Source organism: Arthrobacter sp. J156 (assembly GCF_056172865.1).
In genome coordinates this window covers 3,237,064-3,256,766 of sequence record NZ_CM149650.1, presented here as the reverse complement: position 1 = coordinate 3,256,766, position 19,703 = coordinate 3,237,064, and the positions used below count along the sequence as shown (strand labels likewise).

The window sequence follows — 19,703 nt, the reverse complement described above, 5'->3', positions numbered from 1 at the left end:
CTCCTCATGCCGTGATCGCCTGACTCCAGATGACGGTGGCCTGCAGGACGGCGGCCGCGCGGTAGGTCAGGGCGAGTTTGTCGTAGCGGATGGCACGGGAGGAGTAGGCCTTGTCCGCCATGGCCCGGTCCGGGCGGGTGCGTGCCCGTCCCGGGCCGGGACGGGCGACTTTCAGGGCCTCCAGCAGGTTCTCGAACATCGGCGAGTCCCCGCCCTGGCCGGGGCCGAGCAGGATCACCAAGGGGCGCTTGTTCCCGTCGACCAGGGTGTGGATCTTGGTGCTCAGCCCTCCGCGGGAGCGGCCAATGGCATGGTCGGCGGGCTCCTCAAACAGATTCTTGTGATTCGACAGGTCCCCCTGTGTGGCGCGGGAGGTTGGTGCCGTGCTGGTGGGCACGGTTGATCGTGGAGTCCACCGACACCTCCCAATTGACCAGGCCTTCGGAATCCGCGCGGGTCAGCAAGGCGCCCAGGACGGCGTCCCAGGTGCCGTCTCCGGCGTAGCGGCGGTGGCGCTTCCACACGCTCTTCCACGATCCGAAGTGCTCGGGTAGGTCCCGCCACGGGATCCCGGCCCGGTAGCGGTAGATGATGCCCTCGACCGTCAAGCGGTGGTCGTTGAACGGACGACCCGCCTTGCCACGGACGAAGGCATCAGCGGGGCGATCAACTCCCACTGGGCATCGGAAAGAACGGAATAGCGCGGATTCAACGCTCAATCATGCCAAGACGCCCAAGGAACCATGAGGAGACACACCCTAGTCCGAGACCCCGGACCCGCCGCGGGGCTCGTCCATGATGCACACCTCCAGGACCGGTGGCCGAAGCCTCCGGCGAGGTCTCCCGCCGCCTCGGAGTCTTACGACGCAATCCACGCGGTGTCTGCCCCCCGAAAGGCCCGCCGGCCGCCCTCCGCACCAGGCGACTTGTTCAAGATCCGCTCAAGACACCCCCGGGGATCTTGCGCGAACCCTTGGACAACCTTGCGTCCGCTCCGCACCGAACCTTGAGCCGTGGCGGAGACAGTGGTCATATAGCCGGCCGCAGTGGTCCGGCGGGACTCTCAGGGGGAGAACACCATGAACAAGATGACCAAGGGCGCGCTGGCCACCGGACTCGGCGTGGCGCTGCTGATCGGCGGCGGCGGAACGCTCGCCGTGTGGAACCAGGCGGTCGAGGCCCCAGCCGGGACGGTCGCAGCGGGCGACCTCGAGCTGACGGCCGGACAGGGAACCTGGACCGATGCCGCGGGCAAACCCGTCTCGCTGGGCACCTACAAGGTGGTTCCGGGCGACCGGCTCACCTTCACCCAGCCGCTCACGGTCAAGCTCGTCGGCGACAAGATGCGCGCGGAGCTGACCACGACCGATCTGGCGTCCGGCTCGCCGCTCATCGTCGGCGCCACCACGCTGGCCAAGGACAACACGCCCGCCAAGACCGAGCTGCTGCCTGCGGACTCCGGCGACTACACCGCGTCCGTGACGGTCGAGCTCCCGGCCGCCACGAGCGGCCGCGTGGGCACGAACCTGAACGCGGACCTGGGCCGGCTGACGTTCACCCTCGAACAGATCGCCCCGACGGCCGCACCGTAGCCAGCCGGCTCCGGGGAACCACGAGGACCTTCGATGAAGACGACGCTGCGGGTCGCCGCCCTGCTCGGCGCGGCGACGGTGCTGGGCCTGCTCACCGTCCAGGGCACGCTCGCCCTGTGGAGCGCGACAGCTTCCTCGGGAGCGCAGGCCGTGCGGACGGCCGACTTCACCGTCCTCGTCCGGACCGCCGACGGCGCGACGTCGGCCCTGGGGGCCGGGACCAGCCCGGTGACGTTGCCGCCCGTCACCGGGCTGGTCAAGGGCGGTAGCCGGACGACGGCGGTCACGCTCGTGAATGCGACGGACGCCGGCAGCGGGGCCTTCCGTGCCCGCGTCACGGCCGGGACCCCGCAAGTGCAGGGCCAGCTCCAAAGCCGGCTCACGGTCACGGTCCGGCCGGGCACCGATGCCGGCTGTTCGGCCTTCCGGCCGGGACCGGGGATCGATCTGGCGCAGGGCGCCTCCGGCGTCCTTTGCGTCACGACCACGTTGGCGGCGGAGACTCCCGCGTCCTTGGGGGGCGCGGGGGCCTCCGTCATCATCCCGCTCACGGCGGAGCAGCTCCCGTGAGCCCCGACACCGCGCCGCCGGCGCCCGGACACGAGGAAGCCATGCCCACCACAGCACCGACGCCGGCACTCCCGTCGCCCCTCCGTGCCGCCGCGACGGCCGCGAGCTTCCTGGCGCTGGTCCTCGCCGCCCTCGCTGCCCTCGTGCTGGTCATCGTGCCGCTGGCCACGGGATCCCAGAGCTACTCCGTGCTGACCGGTTCCATGGCGCCGCACTATGCACCGGGAACCCTGCTCGTGGTCGGCCCGGCGGACTTCGCATCGCTTGGCACGGGCGACGTCGTCACGTATCAGCTCGAATCCGGCCGGCCGGAGGTCGTGACGCACCGGATCGTCTCCGTCACGAGCGCCCAGGACGGTGAACGCCTGCTCATCACGCAGGGGGACAACAACGACGCCCCCGATCCGGCCCCGGTCGCCGAGGTCCAGGTCCGCGGCACGCTGCTCTACGCCGTCCCCTACGCCGGTTTCGCCGCCAACTGGCTCGGCCACCAGGACCGGACGCTCGCCGGGCGGCTGCTGGCCTTCGGACTGATCGGCTACGGCGCCGTGGTGTTCGGCCGCGGAGCGTGGACCCGGCTTCAACCGGCCGTCGGGGGCCTCCCGTGAGCCCCGCTGCTGCCGGACCGGGGCGGCGGCTGCCCGGGATGCGCGCGGCCCTGGCCCTCTACCTCGTGATCGTGACCGCAGGATTCGGAGCGGCCGGCGCCCAGGCCCTGTGGTCCTTCAACAGCGCCGTCTCCGCCGGCGTGACGGCGGGCGCGTGGGCTCCGAATCCCGTCACGGGGACGGTGACGTGCACGCGGCAGGATGGGGGCCCGATCACCGACCGCTACGCCGACATCACCGTCCGGTGGACCGCGACCGACGCCGTGTCCTACACCGTGACGGCCGTCCGCAAGGGATCGGCGTCCGTCACCATTTCCACCACGTCGACGACGAGCAGCGCGACCCTGCGGATCAACCGGGCCACCTTGTTCGACTCCCAGGAGTACACCGCGACCATCACGGCTACAGCGAACGGCCTGCAGGCCGCGCCCAGGACGTTCTCGCTCGAGATGGGCACGTTCCTGGGCATTCCCACGGTCGGTTGCAGCTAGGCTCCGGTCAGGGGCACTGGACCGGGAGCGCGGGCGAACGGGGCGTGGCCTATGGTGTAGACCAACAGGAGGTGCACGTGGACGAGCGGTGGATCGGCCTTCCCGGAGGCGGCGGAAGCGGGCCGCCCGGCGAGGAGGAAGCCGCGCTCGTCCGCGCCGCCGCCGCTTGCAACGGCCACCCCGGACCCGTCGTCGAGCACCTGCGGAGCACCGGGGGAGAGCTCGTCACGCACGGCTCGCACGCACGCTTCGAGCTCCTGGCCTCCGTGGCCGCCGTGGACCTGGCCGCAGCCCGCACGCTGGAACCCCACCTGGATGCCCTCGACATCCTCCGCCAAGCGGGCCTGTCGGCCGAACCCGGTGCGGCATGGGGCGTCTATGCCGCCGAATCCGCCTCCGGGAGACTCACAGCCACGTCCGCTCCGGGATCGAACGCCTCGCAGGCCACCACCGCGGCGGCGGTCCCCGGGTCGTGGACGACGCCGGACGGCGACTGGATCCTCGAGGGCACCAAGCCTTGGTGCTCCCTCGCGGGCGTGATCGACCGCGCCGTCGTCACGGCGCACGTCGACGGCGGCCGCCGGGCCTTCGCCGTGGACCTTGCGCACCCCGGCGTTGCTCCCGATCACTCCGGGTGGGCCGGGCACGGCCTCCCGTCCATCCCGAGCGGGCCGGTCCGCTTCCGCCAGGTCCCTGCCAGCCCGGTCGGCGCCACCGGCTGGTACCTGACCCGGCCGGGGTTCGCCGGCGGAGGCATCGGCGTGGCCGCCTGCTGGTTCGGCGGCGCGGTGGGGCTCTTCAGGACCTTGCTGGACTCCGCCCACCGTCGCACCCCGGACCAACTGGCCCTGGCCTGGATCGGCGAGGCCGACCGGCTGCTCGCCGCCGCCGCGGCCCTCCTGGGCACCGCGGCGCCCCTCGTCGATTCCGGTGCGGCCGGCTGGACCGACGCCCACCGCGTGCGGGGCCACGTCGCGGCCGCCTGCACGCGCGTCCTGGAAATCTGCGGGCAGGCCATGGGGCCTTCCCCCTTGGCCTTCGACGCCGCGCACGCCCGCCGCGTGGCCGACCTGACGCTGTACATCCGCCAGCACCACGGTTCGCGGGACGACGCCGAGCTGGGCCGGCTCGTGCTGGAGCGCGAGCGGGCGTGGTGACCTTCAGCCACCGGGAGGCGGGCACCCCGGGGCAACGGTGGCGGGACGCGGGCGTCGATGCCCTGCCGGAACTGCCGCCCGCGGCGCTGCCCGGCGCAGGAGGAACCGCCGTCGTCGTGGTGCCGCACCCGGACGACGAGGCGCTCGGCGCGGCGGGATTCATCCTGCGCGCCGCCGCCGCGGGGGCCAGCGTCACGGTGCTTCTCTGCACCGCCGGCGAGGCCTCGCACCCCGGTTCCCCCACCCACACCCCCGACCGGCTGGCCCGGCTCCGGCTCGCGGAGTTCGCCGCGTCCATGGGCATCGCCTCGACCACATCCGCCATCGCCTGGCGCTTCCTCGACCTCCCCGACGGCGGGATCTCCGGGCACACGGGGCCCCTACGCGAGGAGATCGTCCGGGCGCTGCGCTCGGGGTCGGCCGACGGCATCCGGGGCGGGGTCGTGGCCGCGCCCTACCGCTCGGATGGGCACCCTGACCACGAGGCGGCGGGACGGGCGGCCGCCGACGCCGCCCGGGAGGCGGAGGCCGGCCTGGTGGAATTCCCCGTGTGGTACTGGCACTGGGCGCAGCCCGAGGAGGGGTCCTGGCGGCGGTGGCGGACGCTGCGCCTGTCCCCGCGCGAGACCGGCCGGAAGCGCGAGATGCTCGGCGTCCACCGCACGCAAGTGGCCGATCTCTCCCCCGCCCCGGGCGACGAGGCCCTGCTTCCCGCCGGATTCCGCGGGCACTTCGATCGTGGCGTCGAGGTGTTCGCGTGGACGCCGGCCCCGGGCCCCGGGGCGGGAACGCGTTCCTCGGGCGACGTCGCGGGGCCGCCCCGGGGCGCGGGAACGGCCGCTGAGGACTTCGACGCCCTCTATCGGCGCGACCCGGACCCGTGGGCCTACCTTTCCTCCTGGTACGAGAGGCGCAAGCGCACCGCCACGCTCGCCGCCCTGCCCCGCGCCCGCTACGCGAACGCCGTCGAGGCCGGGTGCTCGATCGGCGTCCTGACCGCCGAGCTGGCCGCGCGTTGCGACCGACTCGAGGCCGTGGACGCGAGCGCCGTGGCCCTGGGACTCGCCGCGGACCGGCTCGCCGACCGGCCCCACGTCCGGCTGCGCCGGGCCGAACTCCCCGCGGGGTGGACGGCGCCGGCGGCTTCAGTGGACCTCGTGGTGGTCTCGGAGATCGGCTACTTCCTGGCGCCGCGCGAACTGGACGGGCTGCTGGACGCCGCGTGGGAATCCCTGCTCCCGGGCGGGCACCTGGTGCTCTGCCACTGGCTCGGCCCCATCGAAGGATGGGCGCTCGACGGCGAGGCCGTCCACGCGGCCGCCCGCCGCCGGACCGCATCCGGCCCCGTGGTGGCGCACCGGGAGCGGGAGTTCCTGCTCGAGGTGTTCGAAGCGCCGGGATCCTCCGCATGAGCGGCCGACGGCCGGACGCGGCGCGAGTTGACCCCGGCGGCGGTGCGGCGGCCCCGGGCCCGCCGGGGATCAGGCACGTCGCCGTCGTCGTACCCGTCAAGGACGAGGCGGAGCTGCTCCCCGCCTGCCTACGCCGGCTGGCCGCCGCGATGGACCGCTTCGACGCGACCGGCGACGGCCGCGGATCGACTCTGGTGCTGGCGCTCGACAGCTGCACCGACGCGTCCCGGGCCATCGCCGCGCAGGCATCCCGCCGCGACCGGCGGATCGGTTTCCTGGCCGGCGCGTTCGGCGGAGTCGGTCCGGCGCGCGCCGCCGGAGTCGAACGCGCCCTGGGGAGGATCGGCGCCGTCGTCCCGGAACGGATCTGGATCGCCTGCACGGACGCCGACACCTTGGTTCCGGTGGACTGGGTCCTCCGGCAGGCGGCGCTGGCGGACGCCGGGGCGGACGCGGTGCTCGGCACCGTGGAACCGGATCCTGCCGACACGGAGCAACGCCTGCTGGCCGCGTGGCACGCGCAGCACGATCTGGCGGACGGACACCCCCATGTCCATGGCGCCAACCTCGGGATCCGCGCGTCCGCCTACCGCCTGGTCGGCGGATTCGCACCGGTGGAGTACAACGAGGACGTCCTTCTGGTCGCGGCCCTCCGGGCAGCGGGACGCCAGGTCCTCTCCAGCGGAGACCTTCGCGCGCTGACCTCCGGTCGGCTCGTTGGACGGGCCGCGCAGGGATTCGCCGCCTACTTGAGGGAGCTCGGCGGGACCTTGTCCCCGGGCACCGCCTCGGTCGCCGCCCAGCTGGCCAACAACCCCAGGGCGTCGGCGCTCGGCGAGCCCGACTCCGCCGTGTAGACGTTCAGCCGCAGCCCCTCGTCGCCGGGCAGGTCCATGCCCTCGTACTCCAGGTCCAGGTCCCCGACGACCGGGTGGTGGAAGCGCTTCGTGCCGCTGCGGTGCAGGCGCACGTCGTGGGCGGCCCACAGCCGGCCGAACACCTCGCTGCGCGTGGACAGCTCGCCGATGAGGTTGCTCAGCGCCTTGTCCCCCGGACGCCGGCCGGCCTCGGCGCGGAGGATGCCGACGGCGTCCCCGGCGACCCGCTCCCAGTCGCGGAAGAAGCGCTGCCCGCGGGGATCCAGGAAGAGGAACCGGGCGGTGTTCGAGGGCTGGACCGGCGAGTCGAGGATCTCGGCGTAGAGGGCCCGGCCGGCGGCGTTCGTGGCCAGGACGTCGAGCCGGCCGTTGCGGACGTAGGCGGGGGTCGTGAGCGCATCGAGGACGCGCTGGATCCCGGGCCGCACCTTGGCCTGCACGGGCCGGCGCGGCCTGGTGGACGGAGCCGCGGCGCGCGCCAGGTCGAACAGGTGCAGCCGCTCGGCCTCGTCGAGCCGCAGCGCGGCGGCGAGCGCGTCGAGCACCCCCTCCGACACGCCGCCGAGGTTCCCCCGCTCGAGCCGCACGTAGTAGTCGATGCTCACCCCCGCCAGCATCGCGACCTCCTCGCGGCGGAGGCCCGGAACGCGCCGGTTGCCGCCGTAGGCGGGGAGGCCGGCGTCCTGCGGGGTGATCCTGGCCCGGCGGCTGATGAGGAAGTCGCGGATCTCGGTGCGGTGGTCCATGCCGTCAACGGTAGGCCCTGGGCGGGACCCGTGACAGGCCCTGCCGGTACCCGGATGGGCGGGGACTCCCGCGCGCGGCTCCTGCCGGCGGGCGCCGAGGTCGTCCCGGGCGACGTGACCGTCCCGGAATCGCTCGCCTCCGCCGTCGAGGGGGTCGACGCCGTCGTACTGGTCCTCGGCTCCGACGGGACCGGGCGGGCCGGGGCCGAGGCAGTGGACTACGGGGGCGTGCGCAACGTCCTCGCGGCGCTCGGCGGGCGTCCGGTCCGGATCGTGCTCATGACGGCCATCGGCTTCACCCACCGCGACACGGCCTACAACCGGGTCTCCCACGCGCACGATTGGAAGCGGCGTGCCGAGCGGCTCGTGCGGGCCAGCGGGCAGCCGTACACGATCGTCCGGCCGGGATGGTTCGACTACCACACGCCCGCCGAGCAGCTGCCCGTGATGCTCCAGGGCGACACCCGGGGCAGCGGGACGCCGGCCGACGGCGTGGCCTCCCGTACGCTGATCGCCCGCGTGCTCGTCGACGCCCTCGGCTCCGAGGCGGCGCTCGACCCCGACCCGGAGGGTTCCGTCGACGCCGTCCGCGACGCCCCGACCCAACCGCTCGCGGAAGAACCGGCACGCGTCCTCGCCGAGCTCGAGGCCGCCGCTTCCCACGCCCCCGTCACGCAACACGATCCACTCATGCGTCGTTGACAGCGCTGAGAACGGCGCGGGAGTGGATCGTGATGCAGAGCAAGGGGCGGAGGAGGGGCGGGTCAGCTCTTCTTCGCCTCGCGGAACAGCAGCCACATCAGGTAGCCGCCGCCGATCGTCACCGTGACGATCCCGACCGGGAGCTGGATCTCCGGGTGGGCGTGCTGGGCCAGGAGGTCGCACAGGAGCAGCAGCATGGCGCCCACGAGCGCGGAGGAGAACCTCATCACGGGCGCCGACGAGCACGAGCACCTCGCCGCGGGCTTCCCCGTGGGCGAGCGCTTCCACTCCGCCCCCGTGGTGCGCCTCGCGGACGCCAAGCCGGTGGAGCTGGGGCACCAGGCGCTCGCGGACGGCCGCTGGAGGATCTACGCGTTCGCGGACGCCGCCCATCCCACCGCATCCGGTTCACGGCTCGCGGCGTTCTGCCGCTTCCTCGCCGAGGACCAGGCCTCCCCCGTGCTCGCGCACACGCCGGCGGGCGCGGACCTGGACGCGGTGTTCGACGTCCGCGCCGTGTTCCAGCAGGGGCGCCGGGAGCTCGAGACCGGGGAACTGCCCGGGCTGCTGCTGCCGCGGAAGGCGCCGTTCGGGCTCGTCGACTACGAGAAGGCGTTCACCGCCGGCCGCGTGGACGGCCCGGACGTCTTCGAGGCGCGGGGGATCGACCGGGAGCGCGGCGCCGTCGTCGTCGTCCGGCCGGACCAGTACGTCGCGCACGTGCTGCCCTTGGACGCGCACGCCGAGCTGTCGGCGTTCTTCGCCCGCTTCCTGCGCGCCGCCGTCACCGCGTAGGAGCCGGCGCGGCCGCCGCGCGGAGGGGCCGGAGACTGGCTCCTCCGCTCGCCGGGCGCGTAGCGTGGTGGGCGTGAAGGAGACCGGACGCCGCGCGCTGCGGATCGCGTTGGGACAGCTGGCCTCGACGGACGACGTCGAGGCCAACCTGCGCGCCATCGACGACGCGGCCGGCTCGGCCGCGGCCGACGGCGCGGAGCTGCTCCTGCTGCCGGAGTACGCGACGTTCGAGAAGGCCGAGCTCGACGCGGACTGCGCGCGCGTCGCGGAGCCCCTCGACGGGCCGGTGGCCACGCGCCTGGCCGCGACGGCCCGGCGCCACGGCTTGTTCCTCGTCGCGGGCGTCCTCGAGGCCGGTGACGGACCCGCCGGCGCCTACAACACGCTCGTGGCGTTCGGCCCCGACGGCGGGCTGCTCGCCTCGTACCGCAAGGCCCACCTCTTCGACGCGCAGGGCTATGCCGAGTCCGACTTCATCGACGCCGCGCCGGAGCCCGAGGCCGTCGTCGTCGAGCTCGCCGGGGTCCGCTGCGGGCTCATGATCTGCTACGACCTGCGCTTCCCGGAACACGCCCGGGCACTGTCCGACGCCGGTGCCCAGGTCCTGCTCGTGGCCGCGTCGTGGGTGCCGGGCCGGGGCAAGCTGGCCCAGTGGCAGGCGCTCCTCGCGGCCCGCGCGATCGAGAACGGGATGTTCGTGGCCGGCGCCTGCCAGGCCGTCCCGCACTCGGTCGGCCACAGCGCCCTCGTGGATCCGATGGGCACCGGTCTCGCGGGCCTCGGGCCGGCGGCGGGACTGGCCCTCGCCGACGCGGACCTCCGCCGCATCGCGAGCACCCGCCGGCTCTTCCCGATGCACCGCCAGCGCCGCTTCTCCTGACCGGCTCCCCCGGGCGGCCGAGATCCGGCCGCCCGCCCGGTGCCGGATCCCGCCGCCGCCCGAGCCGCCCCGCACTCCGGCGCCGGCCGCCCGCGGGTGCGGCCCCGGCGTCGTACCCCTACTCCGCCCCGGAAGCGCTCGTCTCGGCGTAGAACCACTCGATGTGCTCGCCCAGCAACCGCGAGGCCCTGGCGCCCTCGCCGGCCGCGACCGCGTCCAGGATCGCGTGGTGGTGCCCGCGCAGGACCCTCGCGAGCGGCTCCCACGCCTCGTCGCTGCGGACCGAGCCCGCCACGTAGTCGCTGATCGCCAGGCGGAGGGACTCCATCATCGCCTCGACGACCGCGTTGCCGGCGAGCGAGGACAGCAGGACGTGGAAGCGGGCGTCGAGGGCGTGGAACTCGAGCCGGTTCAGCGCCGGATCGTCCATCCGCGCCAGCAGCTCCGCCGCCTCGCCGAGGACCTCCCGGGCCGCGTCGTCGTCCGGATCGATCACCGCGGCCTCGGCCGCGCCCGTCTCGAGCATGATGCGCGTCTGCACGATCTCGGCGACGGACAGCTGCCGCGTGGCCACGTGCAGGCGCAGCGCCGCGGCGATCCCGGCGGCCGGCCGGGAGATCACGACGGCGCCCGCGTTGGGGCCGGAGCCGGTCGAGGTCCGGACGACGCCGAGGACGTCCAGGATCCGGATCGCGTCCCGGACCGAGGCCCGCGAGAGACCGTGCCGCTCCGCGAGCGCCCGCTCCCCCGGCAACTGGTCGCCGAGCTTGATCTCCCCCGAACGCAGCTCCTCCTCGATGCTGTTCAGGACGGCCTCGTAGGCGCGGGGGGCGGGGGCTTTCGGGGAGTCGGTGGCCATGGGGCCATTTTCCCATGCGGCGGCGGGGCGCCGTCCCCGACGCCCCGCCGCCCGTCGCCGCGCTAGGGGAGCATCCACCCGAGCACCGGCGTGGACTGCAGGTACACGACGACGCAGAGGAAGAGCAGCATGCCCACGCTCCAGCCGACGACCTTGCGCAGGATGAGCGACTCCTGCCCGTCCATCCGCACGGCCGTGGCCGCGATCGCCAGGTTCTGCGGGCTGATGAGTTTGCCGACGACGCCGCCGGAGGTGTTTGCCGCGACCAGCAGGTTCGGGTCGATCCCGGCGTTGAGGCCGGCCGTCTGCTGCAGCTTGGCGAAGAGGGCGTTGGAGGAGGTGTCCGATCCCGTGACGGCCGTGCCGATCCAGCCGAGGATCGGGGACAGGAAGGCGAAGAACGCGCCCGTGCCGGCGAGCCACGTGCCGATGCTGACGGTCTGCCCGGAGAGGTTCATGACGTAGGCCAGGGCGAGCACGGTCAGGATGGTCACGCCCGCCCAGCGCATCCGGTACACGGTCCGGCCGATCTCGGCCACCGCGTCGGGGACCTTGAGCGCGTAGCGGCCGTCGGCGTCGAAGCGGGAGTAGACGAACGCGACGATCAGGCCGGCGATGAGCAGCAGCGTGCCCGGATTGGAGAGCCAGGTGAACTTGTAGACCGTGGAGGAGACGGGATGGCCCTCGACGTCGAGGACCCCGCCGTAGAGCAGCGGCCACTGGACGGCGATGTCCGTGGAGGCGAGCCAGCGCGGCACGTCGAAGCCGATCGTCCACAGCTTCGCGACGCCGAAGACGGCGATGACCAGGAAGTACGGGAAGAGCGCGAGCCAGGTCCGGACCGGGGTCAGCCCCTCGGCGTGGGCGCCCGCGGCCCCGGGACCGGAGCCGTCGCCGGCGGCGGGGCGGGCGGCCGAGCGCTTGCCGGTGCCCGAGGCGGCGGCTTCCTTCGCGGCGGGGGCGCCGACGGGGACGTCGAGGCAGATCCGCTCTCGGGCCGCCTCGCGGCCGCGCGGCTCCCAGAACTTGAGGAAGGCGACGGCCGCGCCCATGCCGGCGAGCGCCGCGACGACGTCGGTGAGCTCGTAGGAGAAGTAGTTGGAGCAGAGGAACTGGGCGATGCCGAACGCGAGGCCGATGACGAGGGCGGCCGGCCAGCAGTCCTTGAGCCCCCGGCGGCCGTCGAGGATCAGGAGCAGGACGAGCGGGACGAAGATGGCCAGTAGCGGGGCCTGCCGCCCGACGAGCGCCCCGATGTGGTCGGCGTCGAGCCCGGTGAGGCCCGCCGCCGTCGTGATCGGGATGGCGACGGCACCGAAGGCGACCGGGGCCGTGTTGGCGACGAGCACGGTGGCGGCGGCGCGCAGCGGCGGCATGCCGAGGGCCAGGAGCATCGTCGCGGTGATGGCCACCGGGGCGCCGAAGCCCGCGAGGGCCTCGAGGAGCCCGCCGAAGCAGAAGGCGATGAGGATCGACTGGATCCGCACGTCGCCGCGCCCGATGACGTCGAAGACGCGGCGCAGGTCCTCGAAGCGGCCGCTGATGACCGTGACCTGGTAGAGCCAGACGGCCATGACCACGATCCACAGCACGGGGAACGCGCCGAACACGGCGCCGAGGCCTCCGGACATCAGCGCCATGCCCGCCGGCATGCGGAAGACGAACACGGCGATGACCAGTGCGACGACGAGCGACGCGAGCCCGGCGACGTGGGCCCTGGTCTTCACGACGGCGAGCAGGACGAAGAACGTCAGCAGCGGCACGAGCGAGACGATGGCCGAGAGCGCGACGCTTCCTGCCAAGGGGTCTGTGGCGGGAGTGAACGTCTCCATGGTGGTTCCTTCGCAGGGGGTGCGGTGGGCTAAGTGGTCCGACCACTATGGTCTGACCACGCAAGAGTAGCGCACTTCCGCCAAGAATGTGAGGCCCATCACCAAGAAAGTTCCCGGCCCGCGGGCCGATCAGTCGGCGACGTTCACGAATCCGACGACGATCGCCGTCCACCACGCGGCCTGCGAGATCCCCGCGCACACCACCATGTGGATGCGCTGGCCGATCGGCAGCGAGGAGAAGGAGGTGCGGGCCGGCATCTTGACGAGACGGCGCATGAGCGGGATGAGCATGATGCCGTTCACGGTCAGTACGAGGACGGCCGCGAGCTTCGTCAGCGTCAGGGCGGAGGCGAGGTCGGGCTCGAGGAAGACGCCCGTGACCATCATGACCCCGACACCGCCCCAGATCAGCGGGCTCGCGGCGGAGTCCAGGCGGATCGTCTCGAACAGCTCCCGGCGGCCCAGGAGCCAGAGCATGCCGTGCCAGTCCACCATGAGGACGGAGCCGAAGGACGCGACGAGCGCCAGGACGTGCAGTGCGAGCGCCACCGTGCGGGCGGCGGCGGAGACGTCGACGGCCGTGGACAGGTAGACCGTCACGGCCCACAGGGCCACGGCAGCCAGGACGAGGAGGGCGACGAGCTGGCGGGTGGCGCGCTCGCTGTGACGGGGAAGGGAGAACTCGCGTGCGGTGGAGGGGGAAGCCACGGGGCACCTCGGAAGCGGCCGGGCCACGACCCCCGCGGCATGGCGACTGGGTTGTCGATGTCGCGGGCGTCCGGGGACGCCCGCCGCGCGCCGGTGTCAGGGAGCCGGCACGCTCCCGCCCGTCGCGGAGCGGCGATGCCACGTGCCACGCGGTGGCTGCCGCCGCCTCGCCGTGGGCATCCCGCCGCGGGAACGGCGGCCACGGCACCCGGAGAACGGACCGGGTCCTGTCCGGATTGTAGCCCCGGCGCCGCGGCGGTGGACAGGCCTGCGCTCCTAGACTGGAGGCATGAGACCCGCCGGCGATCCCGCAGGATCCCTCCCATGACGGCGCTCCTCTGGGCCGGTGCGGCCGGCGCGTGGCTGTTCATCGCCGTCTTCCTCATCGACGGCTGGACGCGTCCCGGCTACTCCCCCGCCCGCCATGCGGTCAGCGCCCTCGCCACGGGTCCCCGCGGCTGGATCCAGACCGCCAACTTCCTCGCCTGCGGGCTCGCCATCACGGCGGCCGCGGCGGTCCTGCCCCTGGGCCTGGCTTCGCCCCGCCCCGTGCCGACCATCGGCTGGGTCACGGGCGAAGCGGCCGCGTCCGGGGGTCCCGCAACCGTCCTCGGGGCGTTCCTCGAGGCGGGCACGGGCCATCTGCTCCTCGGCGCGGCCGTCGTCGTCTTCGGTCTGTCCGTCATCGCTTCCGGCGCCTTCCCCATGGACCCGATGCGCGGATACCCGCCCGGAACCCCGGAGGGCGATCCGCCGCACACCTCCCGCCGCCACGTGCGGCACGACCAGGCCGGCACCGTCGTCTTCACGGCCCTCCCCGCCGCGGCGGCCATCGCGGCGTTCGTCCTGCCGGAGCTCGCGTGGAAGCTCTATTCCGGTACGACGGCGGCCGCCGCCTTGGCCGGACTCGTCGCCTTCGGGTACGCGTGGGAGGAGGACCATCCGCGGACGGGCCTCGTCCAGCGCGCCACGATCGTCGTCGGCTGGACCTGGCTCGGCGCGTTGTTCCTGTACGCCGCGGCATAGGGCGGTTCCGCGCCTACCGGCCCGGCCGGGCCGTGACCTCGCTCGCCGCGTCGGGATCCAGTCTCCAGCCGCTGACGAGCGGCAGCAGCGTGAACGCGGCCATGACCAGGAAGGCCGCCTGGTACGGGACGAGCGGGCCGGCCAGGACGCCGACCGCGTCGGGTCCTGGCGCCGCCGCGGCCTGCAGCACCAGGGAGCCCAGCGCCACGCCGAGCCCGGAGGCCAGCTGGTCCGTCGTCGACGACAGCGTGTTGGCGGCGGGCATCTGGGCCGGCCCGACGTCGGAGAACTGCAGCGAGTTGTACGCGGTGAAGCCGATCGAGCGCAGCGCCCCGCTGGCCACGAGGAGCGCGGCGATCACGGCAACCGGCACCTCCGGCGTCAGGAACGCGAACCCGGCGATGAGCGCCCCGCCCCCGGCGACCGCGGTCAGGATGACGGCCCGAAAGCCGAAACGCCGCAGCAACGGGGTGGTGGCCGGCTTGATCCCGACGTTGCCGATGAACACGGCCATGACCAGCAGCCCGGATTCGACGGGAGTCCACCCGAATCCGTCCTGGAACATGAGCGGCAGCAGGAACGGCACGGCGCTGATCAACAGCCGGTACACGAAGCCGCCGGAGTTGGCCACGCGGTAGCTCGCGATCCGGTACACGCGCACGTCGAGCAGCGGGGTCCGGACCCGCAGCAGCCAGCGCACGGCCAGCACGAGCGCCGTGAACGCGGCGGCCAGCACGGCGAGCGCCACCACCACGTGGGTGGAGGCGGTCGCGAGCTCCATCCCGGCCATGAGCCCGAACACGGCGACCGTGCACCACAGCAGCCCGACGCGGTCGAGCGGGCGGGCCTCGGTGCTCCGGTCGGTGACGAGCCGCAAGGCCACGACCAGCGCGAGGGCCCCGAGGGGCACGTTGAGCAGGAAGATCCAGTGCCAGCCGGCGTAGGTGGTGATCACTCCGCCCACGACCGGCGCCAGGACGGGCGCGAGCAGCGCGGGCCAGGTGATGTAGGCGATGGCGCGCAGCAGGTCGCGCTTCTCGGTGGAGCGCAGGATCACGAGCCGCCCGACGGGCACCATCATCGCCCCGCCCAGGCCCTGCAGGATCCGCCCGGCCACGAGCACGCCGAGGTTCGGGCTCGCGGCGCACAGGATCGAGGCCACGGTGAACAGCACGATCGACGCGCAGAACACCCGCCTCGCCCCGTAGCGGGAGGTCAGCCAGCCGCCGACGGGGATGAACGTCGCGACCGTGACGAGATAGGCCGTGATCGCGAGCCCCACTTGCGCGCTGGAGACGCCGAAGTCCCGCGCGATCTGCGGTGCGGCCGTGACCAGGATCGTGCCGTCGAGGTGCTCCATGAACATGGTGCAGGCCACCAGCAGGGCGAGCTTCGGGTTCCAGACGGGGGCGCTGCGGGGGTCCACGGGCTTCACGGTAGTGCCTTGTGTCACGGCCCGCTCCATTGCTACGTCATACCGCGGGCCCGGAGGGCGCGTTCGCCGGTGGCGCTCCTAGGATGGGCGTGCGGGCACCTCCCGCGACCCCGCACGCAGGAAGGCCCGCCATGCACACGCCCGCCGCCACCGAGCCGGCCGGACGCTGAGCGGCATGGCTCCCCCGGCCTCATCGATCCGCCCGGCGCTGCCGTGGGTGCTCGTCGGCATCATCGTTCTGGCGTTGAACCTGCGCGCCCCGATCATCGCGCCCACGGCCGTCGTCCCGGACATCCGGGCGGACACGGGATTGGGCGCGGCCGGCGTCGGGATGCTGACGGGCCTGCCGGTGCTCCTCTTCGCGCTCGCCACCCCGCTCGCGACGCGCACCATCCGCCGCTTCGGCCCGGAGACCACGGTCGTGCTGTGCCTCGCCGGCGTGCTCGCGGGGACCGTGATCCGCTCGCTGGGCCCGACCCCCGTCATCATGGCGGGCACGGTCCTGATCGGCGCCGCGATGACGCTGGGCAACATCGTCGTCCCCGTGCTGATCCGGCGCGACGTCCCGTGGAACCGCGTCGGCGCGGCGACGGGGGCGTACTCGGCCGTCATGAACGTCGGCTCGATGGCCACCCTCCTGGGCACGCCGCCGCTCGCCGCGCAGTTCGGCTGGCGGTGGGCGATCGCGTCCTGGGGCGTCGTCACGGCGGCCGCCCTGGCCTTCTGGCTCGTCAAGGCCCGCCGGCTGCGCCTGGCCCGGGGCACGACGCCGATGCCTCCCTCCCCACGCCCCGCACCCGCGGACCCCGTCCCCTCGCTGCCCGGCGGTCCGGGCGCGCCGCACGCCGCGGCCGGCCCGGCGGCGGACGACGCCGCGGGGCGCCGGATGAAGCGGATCACCGCGCTCCTGCTCCTCGGATTCTGCGGGCAGTCGGGCGCCTACTACGCGACGACGGCGTGGCTGCCCACGCTCCTCGCCGACACGCGCGGCCTCGCTCCCGCCGCGTCCGGGGCCTCGGCGTCCCTGTTCCAGATCGCGGCGATCGTCGGCGCGCTCGGCGTCCCGCTCGTGGCGGCACGGACGCGGGCGTGGATCCCCGTGGTGCTGGTCGGGGCGCTGTGGATGGCGCTGCCGATCGGCCTGCTCGTGGCTCCGGAGGCGTTCGTCGTGTGGTCGCTCCTCGGCGGCGTCGCGCAGGGCGGCGGATTCACGGCGATCTTCTCGATCGTCCCGCGGATCGCACGCAGCGACGCGGAGGCCGCCGCGGCCTCGGCACGCATCCAGGCCGGAGGCTATCTCGCCGCGACGGCCGCCCCGCCCGTGGCCGGCTGGCTCAACGCGGCGACGCACGGCTGGACCGCCCCGCTCCTGCTGGTGTTCGCGCTCGCGGTGCTCTTCACAGCCGGCTCGGTGGCGGGGGCGAGGTTGTCGGAACGGCGGTGAGACGGCCGGCCGGGATGAACCGGCCGGCCGCCATGGCTACGCCTGGTGGATGCTCCGGCTGTCGTCGCGGATCTGGCCCACGAGCTCTTCCAGCATGTCCTCCAGCGTCACCACGCCGCAGGGGGTCCCGGACGCATCCACGACGAGCGCCAGGTGGGCTCCGCCCTCCTGCATCCGCTGCAGCGAACCCCGCAGGGCGTCCTCGCGTCCCACGCGCGGCAGCGGCCGGACGACCCCGGGCGGAACCGGGGCGTCCCTGCTGTCCGGATCCAGCCCCAGGAGGTCCTTGATGTGCACGTAGCCAGCCAGCGCACCGTCGGCGCCCCGCAAGGGAAAGCGGGAGAAGCTGCGGGCCGCGAGCTCCTCGATCTGCGCGGGCGTCGCGTCGTCGGGTACCGTGACGACCCGGTCCAGCGGGATGATGATCCCCTCGACGGACCGTTCCTCGAAGGTGAGGGCGCCGAGCAGGAGCCTCTCGTCCTGCTGGTCCAGGAGGCCGCCCTGCCGGGATTCCTGCACGAGGCCGGCGACCTCGTCGCGCGTGAACGTGCTGGAGACCTCGTTCTTGGGCTCGACCTTGAACAGGCGCAGGATGGCGTTGCCGATCCCGTTCATGGACCAGAGGACGGGCTGCAGGACCTTCACGACGACCACGAGGGCCGGGCCGAGGACCAGTGCCATGCGTTCCGGACCGGCGAGCGCGATGTTCTTGGGCACCATTTCTCCGAGCACCACGTGCAGGTAGGTGACCAGGCTCAGGGCGATCGCGTAGGCGATCGGATCGATCCACCCCTCGGGGATTCCCCAGCTGTCAAAGGGCCCCTTGAGCGCGTACACGACCATGGGCTTGGTGACGTATCCCAGGGCCAGGGAGCAGACGGTGATGCCCAGCTGGGCGCCGGCCATCATCAGCGAGACGTTCTCGATGGCCCACAGGGTCATCCTGGCGGCCCGACCGCCCTCGCGTGCCTTGGGCTCGATGAGGCTGCGCCGGGCCGCGATGAGCGCGAACTCGGCTCCGACGAAGAAGAAGTTGGCGGCCAGGAGGACCACCGTGAGCACGATTCCCATGACGTCCATCTAGAGCTCCCCTCCGACGTCGTTGGCTTCTTCGAGGCTGGAAGCCGTGGCCCGGACCCGCGAGATCCTGGCTCCTTCCATGGTTTCGACCTCGAGCTCCAGGCGGGCCGCCGGATACCGGTGGTCCCCCTCCGTGGTCAGCCCCACCGTGTCACCGGGCTCCGCGAGGCGGCCCAGCAGCATCGTCACCAGCCCCGCCAGCGTGTCGTACTCGGGGCTCTCGGGAACGGCGTGCCCGATGACTTCCGAGGCCTCGTCCGGGCGCAGGGCGCCCTCCAGGCTCCAGGCACCGTCCGGCAGGCGCCGGCTCGTGCCGTCGTCGGGATCGTGTTCGTCGACGACCTCGCCCACGAGTTCCTCCACGAGGTCCTCGAGGGTGATCAGCCCTGCGACGTCGCCGGTCTCGTCGATCAGTACGGCCATCTGCAGCCCGCCGGACCGCAGCGAGTCCATGAGGTCGTCGAGCTCCACCGTGTCGGGCATCAGGATCGGCGCGTCCATGACGTCGGCGACGGTCCGGCCGCCCCGATCGGGGAAGGGCACGGCCAGGCCATGCCGGACGTGCACCGTCCCGGCGACTTCGTGGGATCCGGGCTCGATGACGGGGAACCGCGAGTGCCCGGTCCGCGCGGCGGTGGCCAGGAGGTCCCGCACCGAGTCGCCGGGGGCGAGGGACACGATGCGCGTCCTGGGCGTCATGGCGTCGTGGCCCCGCCGGGTCCCGAACGCGAAGGAGCGCTGGACCAGATCGGCGGTCTGCTCGGGGAGCACGCCCTGGCGGGCCGAATGCTGGACGAGGACGGCCAGCTCCTCGGCCGATCGCGCCGAGGCGAGCTCCTCCTGGGGCTCGACGCCGAGGGCGCGGACCAGCTTGTTGGCCGTGCCGTTGAAGAACCGTAGCAGGGGGCCGGTGGCCGTGCTGAAGCCCCGCTGGAAGCCGACGACGGCGCGGGCCGTGGCGAGCGGGCGGGCGATGGCGAGGTTCTTCGGGACCAGTTCCCCGAAGACCATGGTGAGCAGGGTCGCGAGGACCAGGGCGATCGTGATGGACACCGTCCGGGCGGCCGCCGCGGGAAGGCCGGCGTCCTCGAGCGGGCCGACGACGAGGGCGGCGATCGCCGGTTCGGCGAGGAAGCCGATGCCGAGGTTGGTCAGCGTGATGCCCAGCTGGGCGCCCGAGAGCTGCGTGGAGAGCGTGTTCATGCCCTTGAGGACGCCGGCCGCGCGTTTGTCCCCGGATTCGGCGGCCTCGCGCACCGTGTTCCGGTTGACCGTGATGAGGGAGAACTCAGCGGCCACGAAGAGGCCGCACGCCATGATGAGGAGCAGGCCGATCAGGATGGAGATCAGTTCCAATTGCTACACCCCCCACCATGGCGCTCGTTCACATGGATGCGCTGCGGCGGGGGGCACGGACTGTGCCCCGGTCTGTCACCAGGGGTAGACATGGTTCCTCTCAAGAAAATCGGCAGACGACCGCCCGCCGCG

At 73.3% G+C, this 19,703-nt stretch carries 20 protein-coding genes and 1 pseudogene; 12 read left to right on the top strand and 9 right to left on the bottom strand.

Annotated elements, in window-relative coordinates; all coding sequences use genetic code 11:
* Positions 1–4 precede the first annotated feature (4 nt).
* A pseudogene (locus AC0QR5_RS15140) lies at positions 5–655 on the bottom strand (IS5 family transposase).
* A 424-nt stretch (positions 656–1,079) separates the two neighbouring features.
* On the opposite strand from AC0QR5_RS15140, the gene AC0QR5_RS15135 reads away from it, so the two are divergent.
* The 7 genes from AC0QR5_RS15135 to AC0QR5_RS15105 all read left to right on the top strand — a co-directional run bounded on the left by AC0QR5_RS15135 (position 1,080) and on the right by AC0QR5_RS15105 (position 6,687).
* Positions 1,080–1,592, top strand: a complete 513-nt coding sequence (locus AC0QR5_RS15135; protein ID WP_329862526.1) for an alternate-type signal peptide domain-containing protein — start codon at positions 1,080–1,082, stop codon at positions 1,590–1,592.
* Between the two features lie 33 nt (positions 1,593–1,625).
* Positions 1,626–2,162: a hypothetical protein gene (locus tag AC0QR5_RS15130; protein WP_329862528.1), complete on the top strand. Its 537-nt coding sequence runs from the start codon at positions 1,626–1,628 to the stop codon at positions 2,160–2,162.
* Positions 2,163–2,203: 41 nt separating this feature from the next.
* Positions 2,204–2,770 (top strand): signal peptidase I, encoded by a 567-nt coding sequence (locus tag AC0QR5_RS15125; RefSeq protein WP_329862530.1) that lies wholly within the window; start codon positions 2,204–2,206, stop codon positions 2,768–2,770.
* Positions 2,767–3,261 (top strand): hypothetical protein, encoded by a 495-nt coding sequence (locus tag AC0QR5_RS15120; protein ID WP_329862532.1) that lies wholly within the window; start codon positions 2,767–2,769, stop codon positions 3,259–3,261. The genes AC0QR5_RS15125 and AC0QR5_RS15120 overlap by 4 nt, the downstream gene beginning before the upstream one ends.
* A 77-nt stretch (positions 3,262–3,338) precedes the next feature.
* Positions 3,339–4,418: an acyl-CoA dehydrogenase family protein gene (locus AC0QR5_RS15115; RefSeq protein ID WP_329862534.1), complete on the top strand. Its 1,080-nt coding sequence runs from the start codon at positions 3,339–3,341 to the stop codon at positions 4,416–4,418.
* Positions 4,412–5,830: a bifunctional PIG-L family deacetylase/class I SAM-dependent methyltransferase gene (locus AC0QR5_RS15110; RefSeq protein ID WP_329862535.1), complete on the top strand. Its 1,419-nt coding sequence runs from the start codon at positions 4,412–4,414 to the stop codon at positions 5,828–5,830. The genes AC0QR5_RS15115 and AC0QR5_RS15110 overlap by 7 nt, the downstream gene beginning before the upstream one ends.
* Positions 5,827–6,687 (top strand): glycosyltransferase family 2 protein, encoded by an 861-nt coding sequence (locus tag AC0QR5_RS15105; protein WP_329862537.1) that lies wholly within the window; start codon positions 5,827–5,829, stop codon positions 6,685–6,687. The genes AC0QR5_RS15110 and AC0QR5_RS15105 overlap by 4 nt, the downstream gene beginning before the upstream one ends.
* On the opposite strand, the gene AC0QR5_RS15100 is transcribed toward AC0QR5_RS15105, so the two are convergent.
* Entirely contained in the window at positions 6,576–7,454 is an 879-nt protein-coding gene (locus AC0QR5_RS15100) for an MmyB family transcriptional regulator (protein WP_329862539.1), read from the bottom strand. The genes AC0QR5_RS15105 and AC0QR5_RS15100 overlap by 112 nt on opposite strands.
* A gap of 54 nt (positions 7,455–7,508) precedes the next feature.
* Between AC0QR5_RS15100 and AC0QR5_RS15095 the strand changes: the two genes are divergently transcribed.
* The gene (locus AC0QR5_RS15095) at positions 7,509–8,156 is read left to right on the top strand and encodes an NAD(P)H-binding protein (RefSeq protein WP_329862541.1); all 648 of its coding nucleotides are present in this window, start codon (positions 7,509–7,511) and stop codon (positions 8,154–8,156) included.
* Between the two features lie 62 nt (positions 8,157–8,218).
* Here the strand turns inward: AC0QR5_RS15095 and AC0QR5_RS15090 are convergent, their stop codons facing one another.
* Positions 8,219–8,353 (bottom strand): iron chelate uptake ABC transporter family permease subunit, encoded by a 135-nt coding sequence (locus AC0QR5_RS15090; RefSeq protein WP_329862584.1) that lies wholly within the window; start codon positions 8,351–8,353, stop codon positions 8,219–8,221.
* Here AC0QR5_RS15090 and AC0QR5_RS15085 point away from each other — a divergent pair.
* Complete coding sequence (locus AC0QR5_RS15085) at positions 8,352–8,951, top strand: FAD-dependent phenol hydoxylase family protein (protein ID WP_329862542.1); 600 nt, start codon at positions 8,352–8,354, stop codon at positions 8,949–8,951. The two genes, AC0QR5_RS15090 and AC0QR5_RS15085, sit on opposite strands and share 2 nt — an antisense overlap.
* Positions 8,952–9,024: 73 nt before the next feature.
* Positions 9,025–9,831 (top strand): nitrilase-related carbon-nitrogen hydrolase, encoded by an 807-nt coding sequence (locus AC0QR5_RS15080; protein WP_329862544.1) that lies wholly within the window; start codon positions 9,025–9,027, stop codon positions 9,829–9,831.
* Positions 9,832–9,949: 118 nt separating this feature from the next.
* Here AC0QR5_RS15080 and AC0QR5_RS15075 read toward each other — a convergent pair whose 3' ends face one another.
* From AC0QR5_RS15075 to AC0QR5_RS15065, 3 genes are all read right to left on the bottom strand, one after another.
* Positions 9,950–10,690, bottom strand: a complete 741-nt coding sequence (locus AC0QR5_RS15075; protein WP_329862546.1) for a FadR/GntR family transcriptional regulator — start codon at positions 10,688–10,690, stop codon at positions 9,950–9,952.
* Between the two features lie 62 nt (positions 10,691–10,752).
* Complete coding sequence (locus AC0QR5_RS15070) at positions 10,753–12,522, bottom strand: L-lactate permease (protein WP_329862548.1); 1,770 nt, start codon at positions 12,520–12,522, stop codon at positions 10,753–10,755.
* Between the two features lie 129 nt (positions 12,523–12,651).
* Entirely contained in the window at positions 12,652–13,230 is a 579-nt protein-coding gene (locus AC0QR5_RS15065; protein ID WP_329862550.1) for a hypothetical protein, read from the bottom strand.
* Between the two features lie 324 nt (positions 13,231–13,554).
* Here AC0QR5_RS15065 and AC0QR5_RS15060 point away from each other — a divergent pair, with 324 nt between their 5' ends.
* Positions 13,555–14,256 carry a DUF998 domain-containing protein gene (locus AC0QR5_RS15060; protein WP_329862552.1) on the top strand — a complete coding sequence of 234 codons (702 nt, stop codon included), beginning with the start codon at positions 13,555–13,557 and terminating at the stop codon, positions 14,254–14,256.
* Positions 14,257–14,269: 13 nt separating this feature from the next.
* Here the strand turns inward: AC0QR5_RS15060 and AC0QR5_RS15055 are convergent, their stop codons facing one another.
* Entirely contained in the window at positions 14,270–15,709 is a 1,440-nt protein-coding gene (locus tag AC0QR5_RS15055; protein WP_329862554.1) for an MDR family MFS transporter, read from the bottom strand.
* A 157-nt stretch (positions 15,710–15,866) separates the two neighbouring features.
* Here AC0QR5_RS15055 and AC0QR5_RS15050 point away from each other — a divergent pair, with 157 nt between their 5' ends.
* Complete coding sequence (locus AC0QR5_RS15050) at positions 15,867–17,135, top strand: MFS transporter (RefSeq protein ID WP_329862555.1); 1,269 nt, start codon at positions 15,867–15,869, stop codon at positions 17,133–17,135.
* 36 nt (positions 17,136–17,171) lie between these two features.
* Here the strand turns inward: AC0QR5_RS15050 and AC0QR5_RS15045 are convergent, their stop codons facing one another.
* Complete coding sequence (locus AC0QR5_RS15045; RefSeq protein WP_329862557.1) at positions 17,172–18,215, bottom strand: hemolysin family protein; 1,044 nt, start codon at positions 18,213–18,215, stop codon at positions 17,172–17,174.
* On the bottom strand, positions 18,216–19,571 hold the full coding sequence (locus AC0QR5_RS15040) for a hemolysin family protein (RefSeq protein ID WP_329862558.1): 1,356 nt from the start codon (positions 19,569–19,571) through the stop codon (positions 18,216–18,218).
* Positions 19,572–19,703: the final 132 nt, after the last annotated feature.

Coding starts and splice junctions, on each gene's coding strand:
- AC0QR5_RS15135 (WP_329862526.1), top strand. CDS start 1,080: ATGAACAAGATGACCAAGGGCGCGCTGGCCACCGGACTCGGCGTGGCG.
- AC0QR5_RS15130 (WP_329862528.1), top strand. CDS start 1,626: ATGAAGACGACGCTGCGGGTCGCCGCCCTGCTCGGCGCGGCGACGGTG.
- AC0QR5_RS15125 (WP_329862530.1), top strand. CDS start 2,204: ATGCCCACCACAGCACCGACGCCGGCACTCCCGTCGCCCCTCCGTGCC.
- AC0QR5_RS15105 (WP_329862537.1), top strand. CDS start 5,827: ATGAGCGGCCGACGGCCGGACGCGGCGCGAGTTGACCCCGGCGGCGGT.
- AC0QR5_RS15100 (WP_329862539.1), bottom strand. CDS start 7,454: ATGGACCACCGCACCGAGATCCGCGACTTCCTCATCAGCCGCCGGGCC.
- AC0QR5_RS15095 (WP_329862541.1), top strand. CDS start 7,509: ATGGGCGGGGACTCCCGCGCGCGGCTCCTGCCGGCGGGCGCCGAGGTC.
- AC0QR5_RS15085 (WP_329862542.1), top strand. CDS start 8,352: ATGGCGCCCACGAGCGCGGAGGAGAACCTCATCACGGGCGCCGACGAG.
- AC0QR5_RS15090 (WP_329862584.1), bottom strand. CDS start 8,353: ATGCTGCTGCTCCTGTGCGACCTCCTGGCCCAGCACGCCCACCCGGAG.
- AC0QR5_RS15075 (WP_329862546.1), bottom strand. CDS start 10,690: ATGGCCACCGACTCCCCGAAAGCCCCCGCCCCCCGCGCCTACGAGGCC.
- AC0QR5_RS15070 (WP_329862548.1), bottom strand. CDS start 12,522: ATGGAGACGTTCACTCCCGCCACAGACCCCTTGGCAGGAAGCGTCGCG.
- AC0QR5_RS15060 (WP_329862552.1), top strand. CDS start 13,555: ATGACGGCGCTCCTCTGGGCCGGTGCGGCCGGCGCGTGGCTGTTCATC.
- AC0QR5_RS15050 (WP_329862555.1), top strand. CDS start 15,867: ATGGCTCCCCCGGCCTCATCGATCCGCCCGGCGCTGCCGTGGGTGCTC.
- AC0QR5_RS15045 (WP_329862557.1), bottom strand. CDS start 18,215: ATGGACGTCATGGGAATCGTGCTCACGGTGGTCCTCCTGGCCGCCAAC.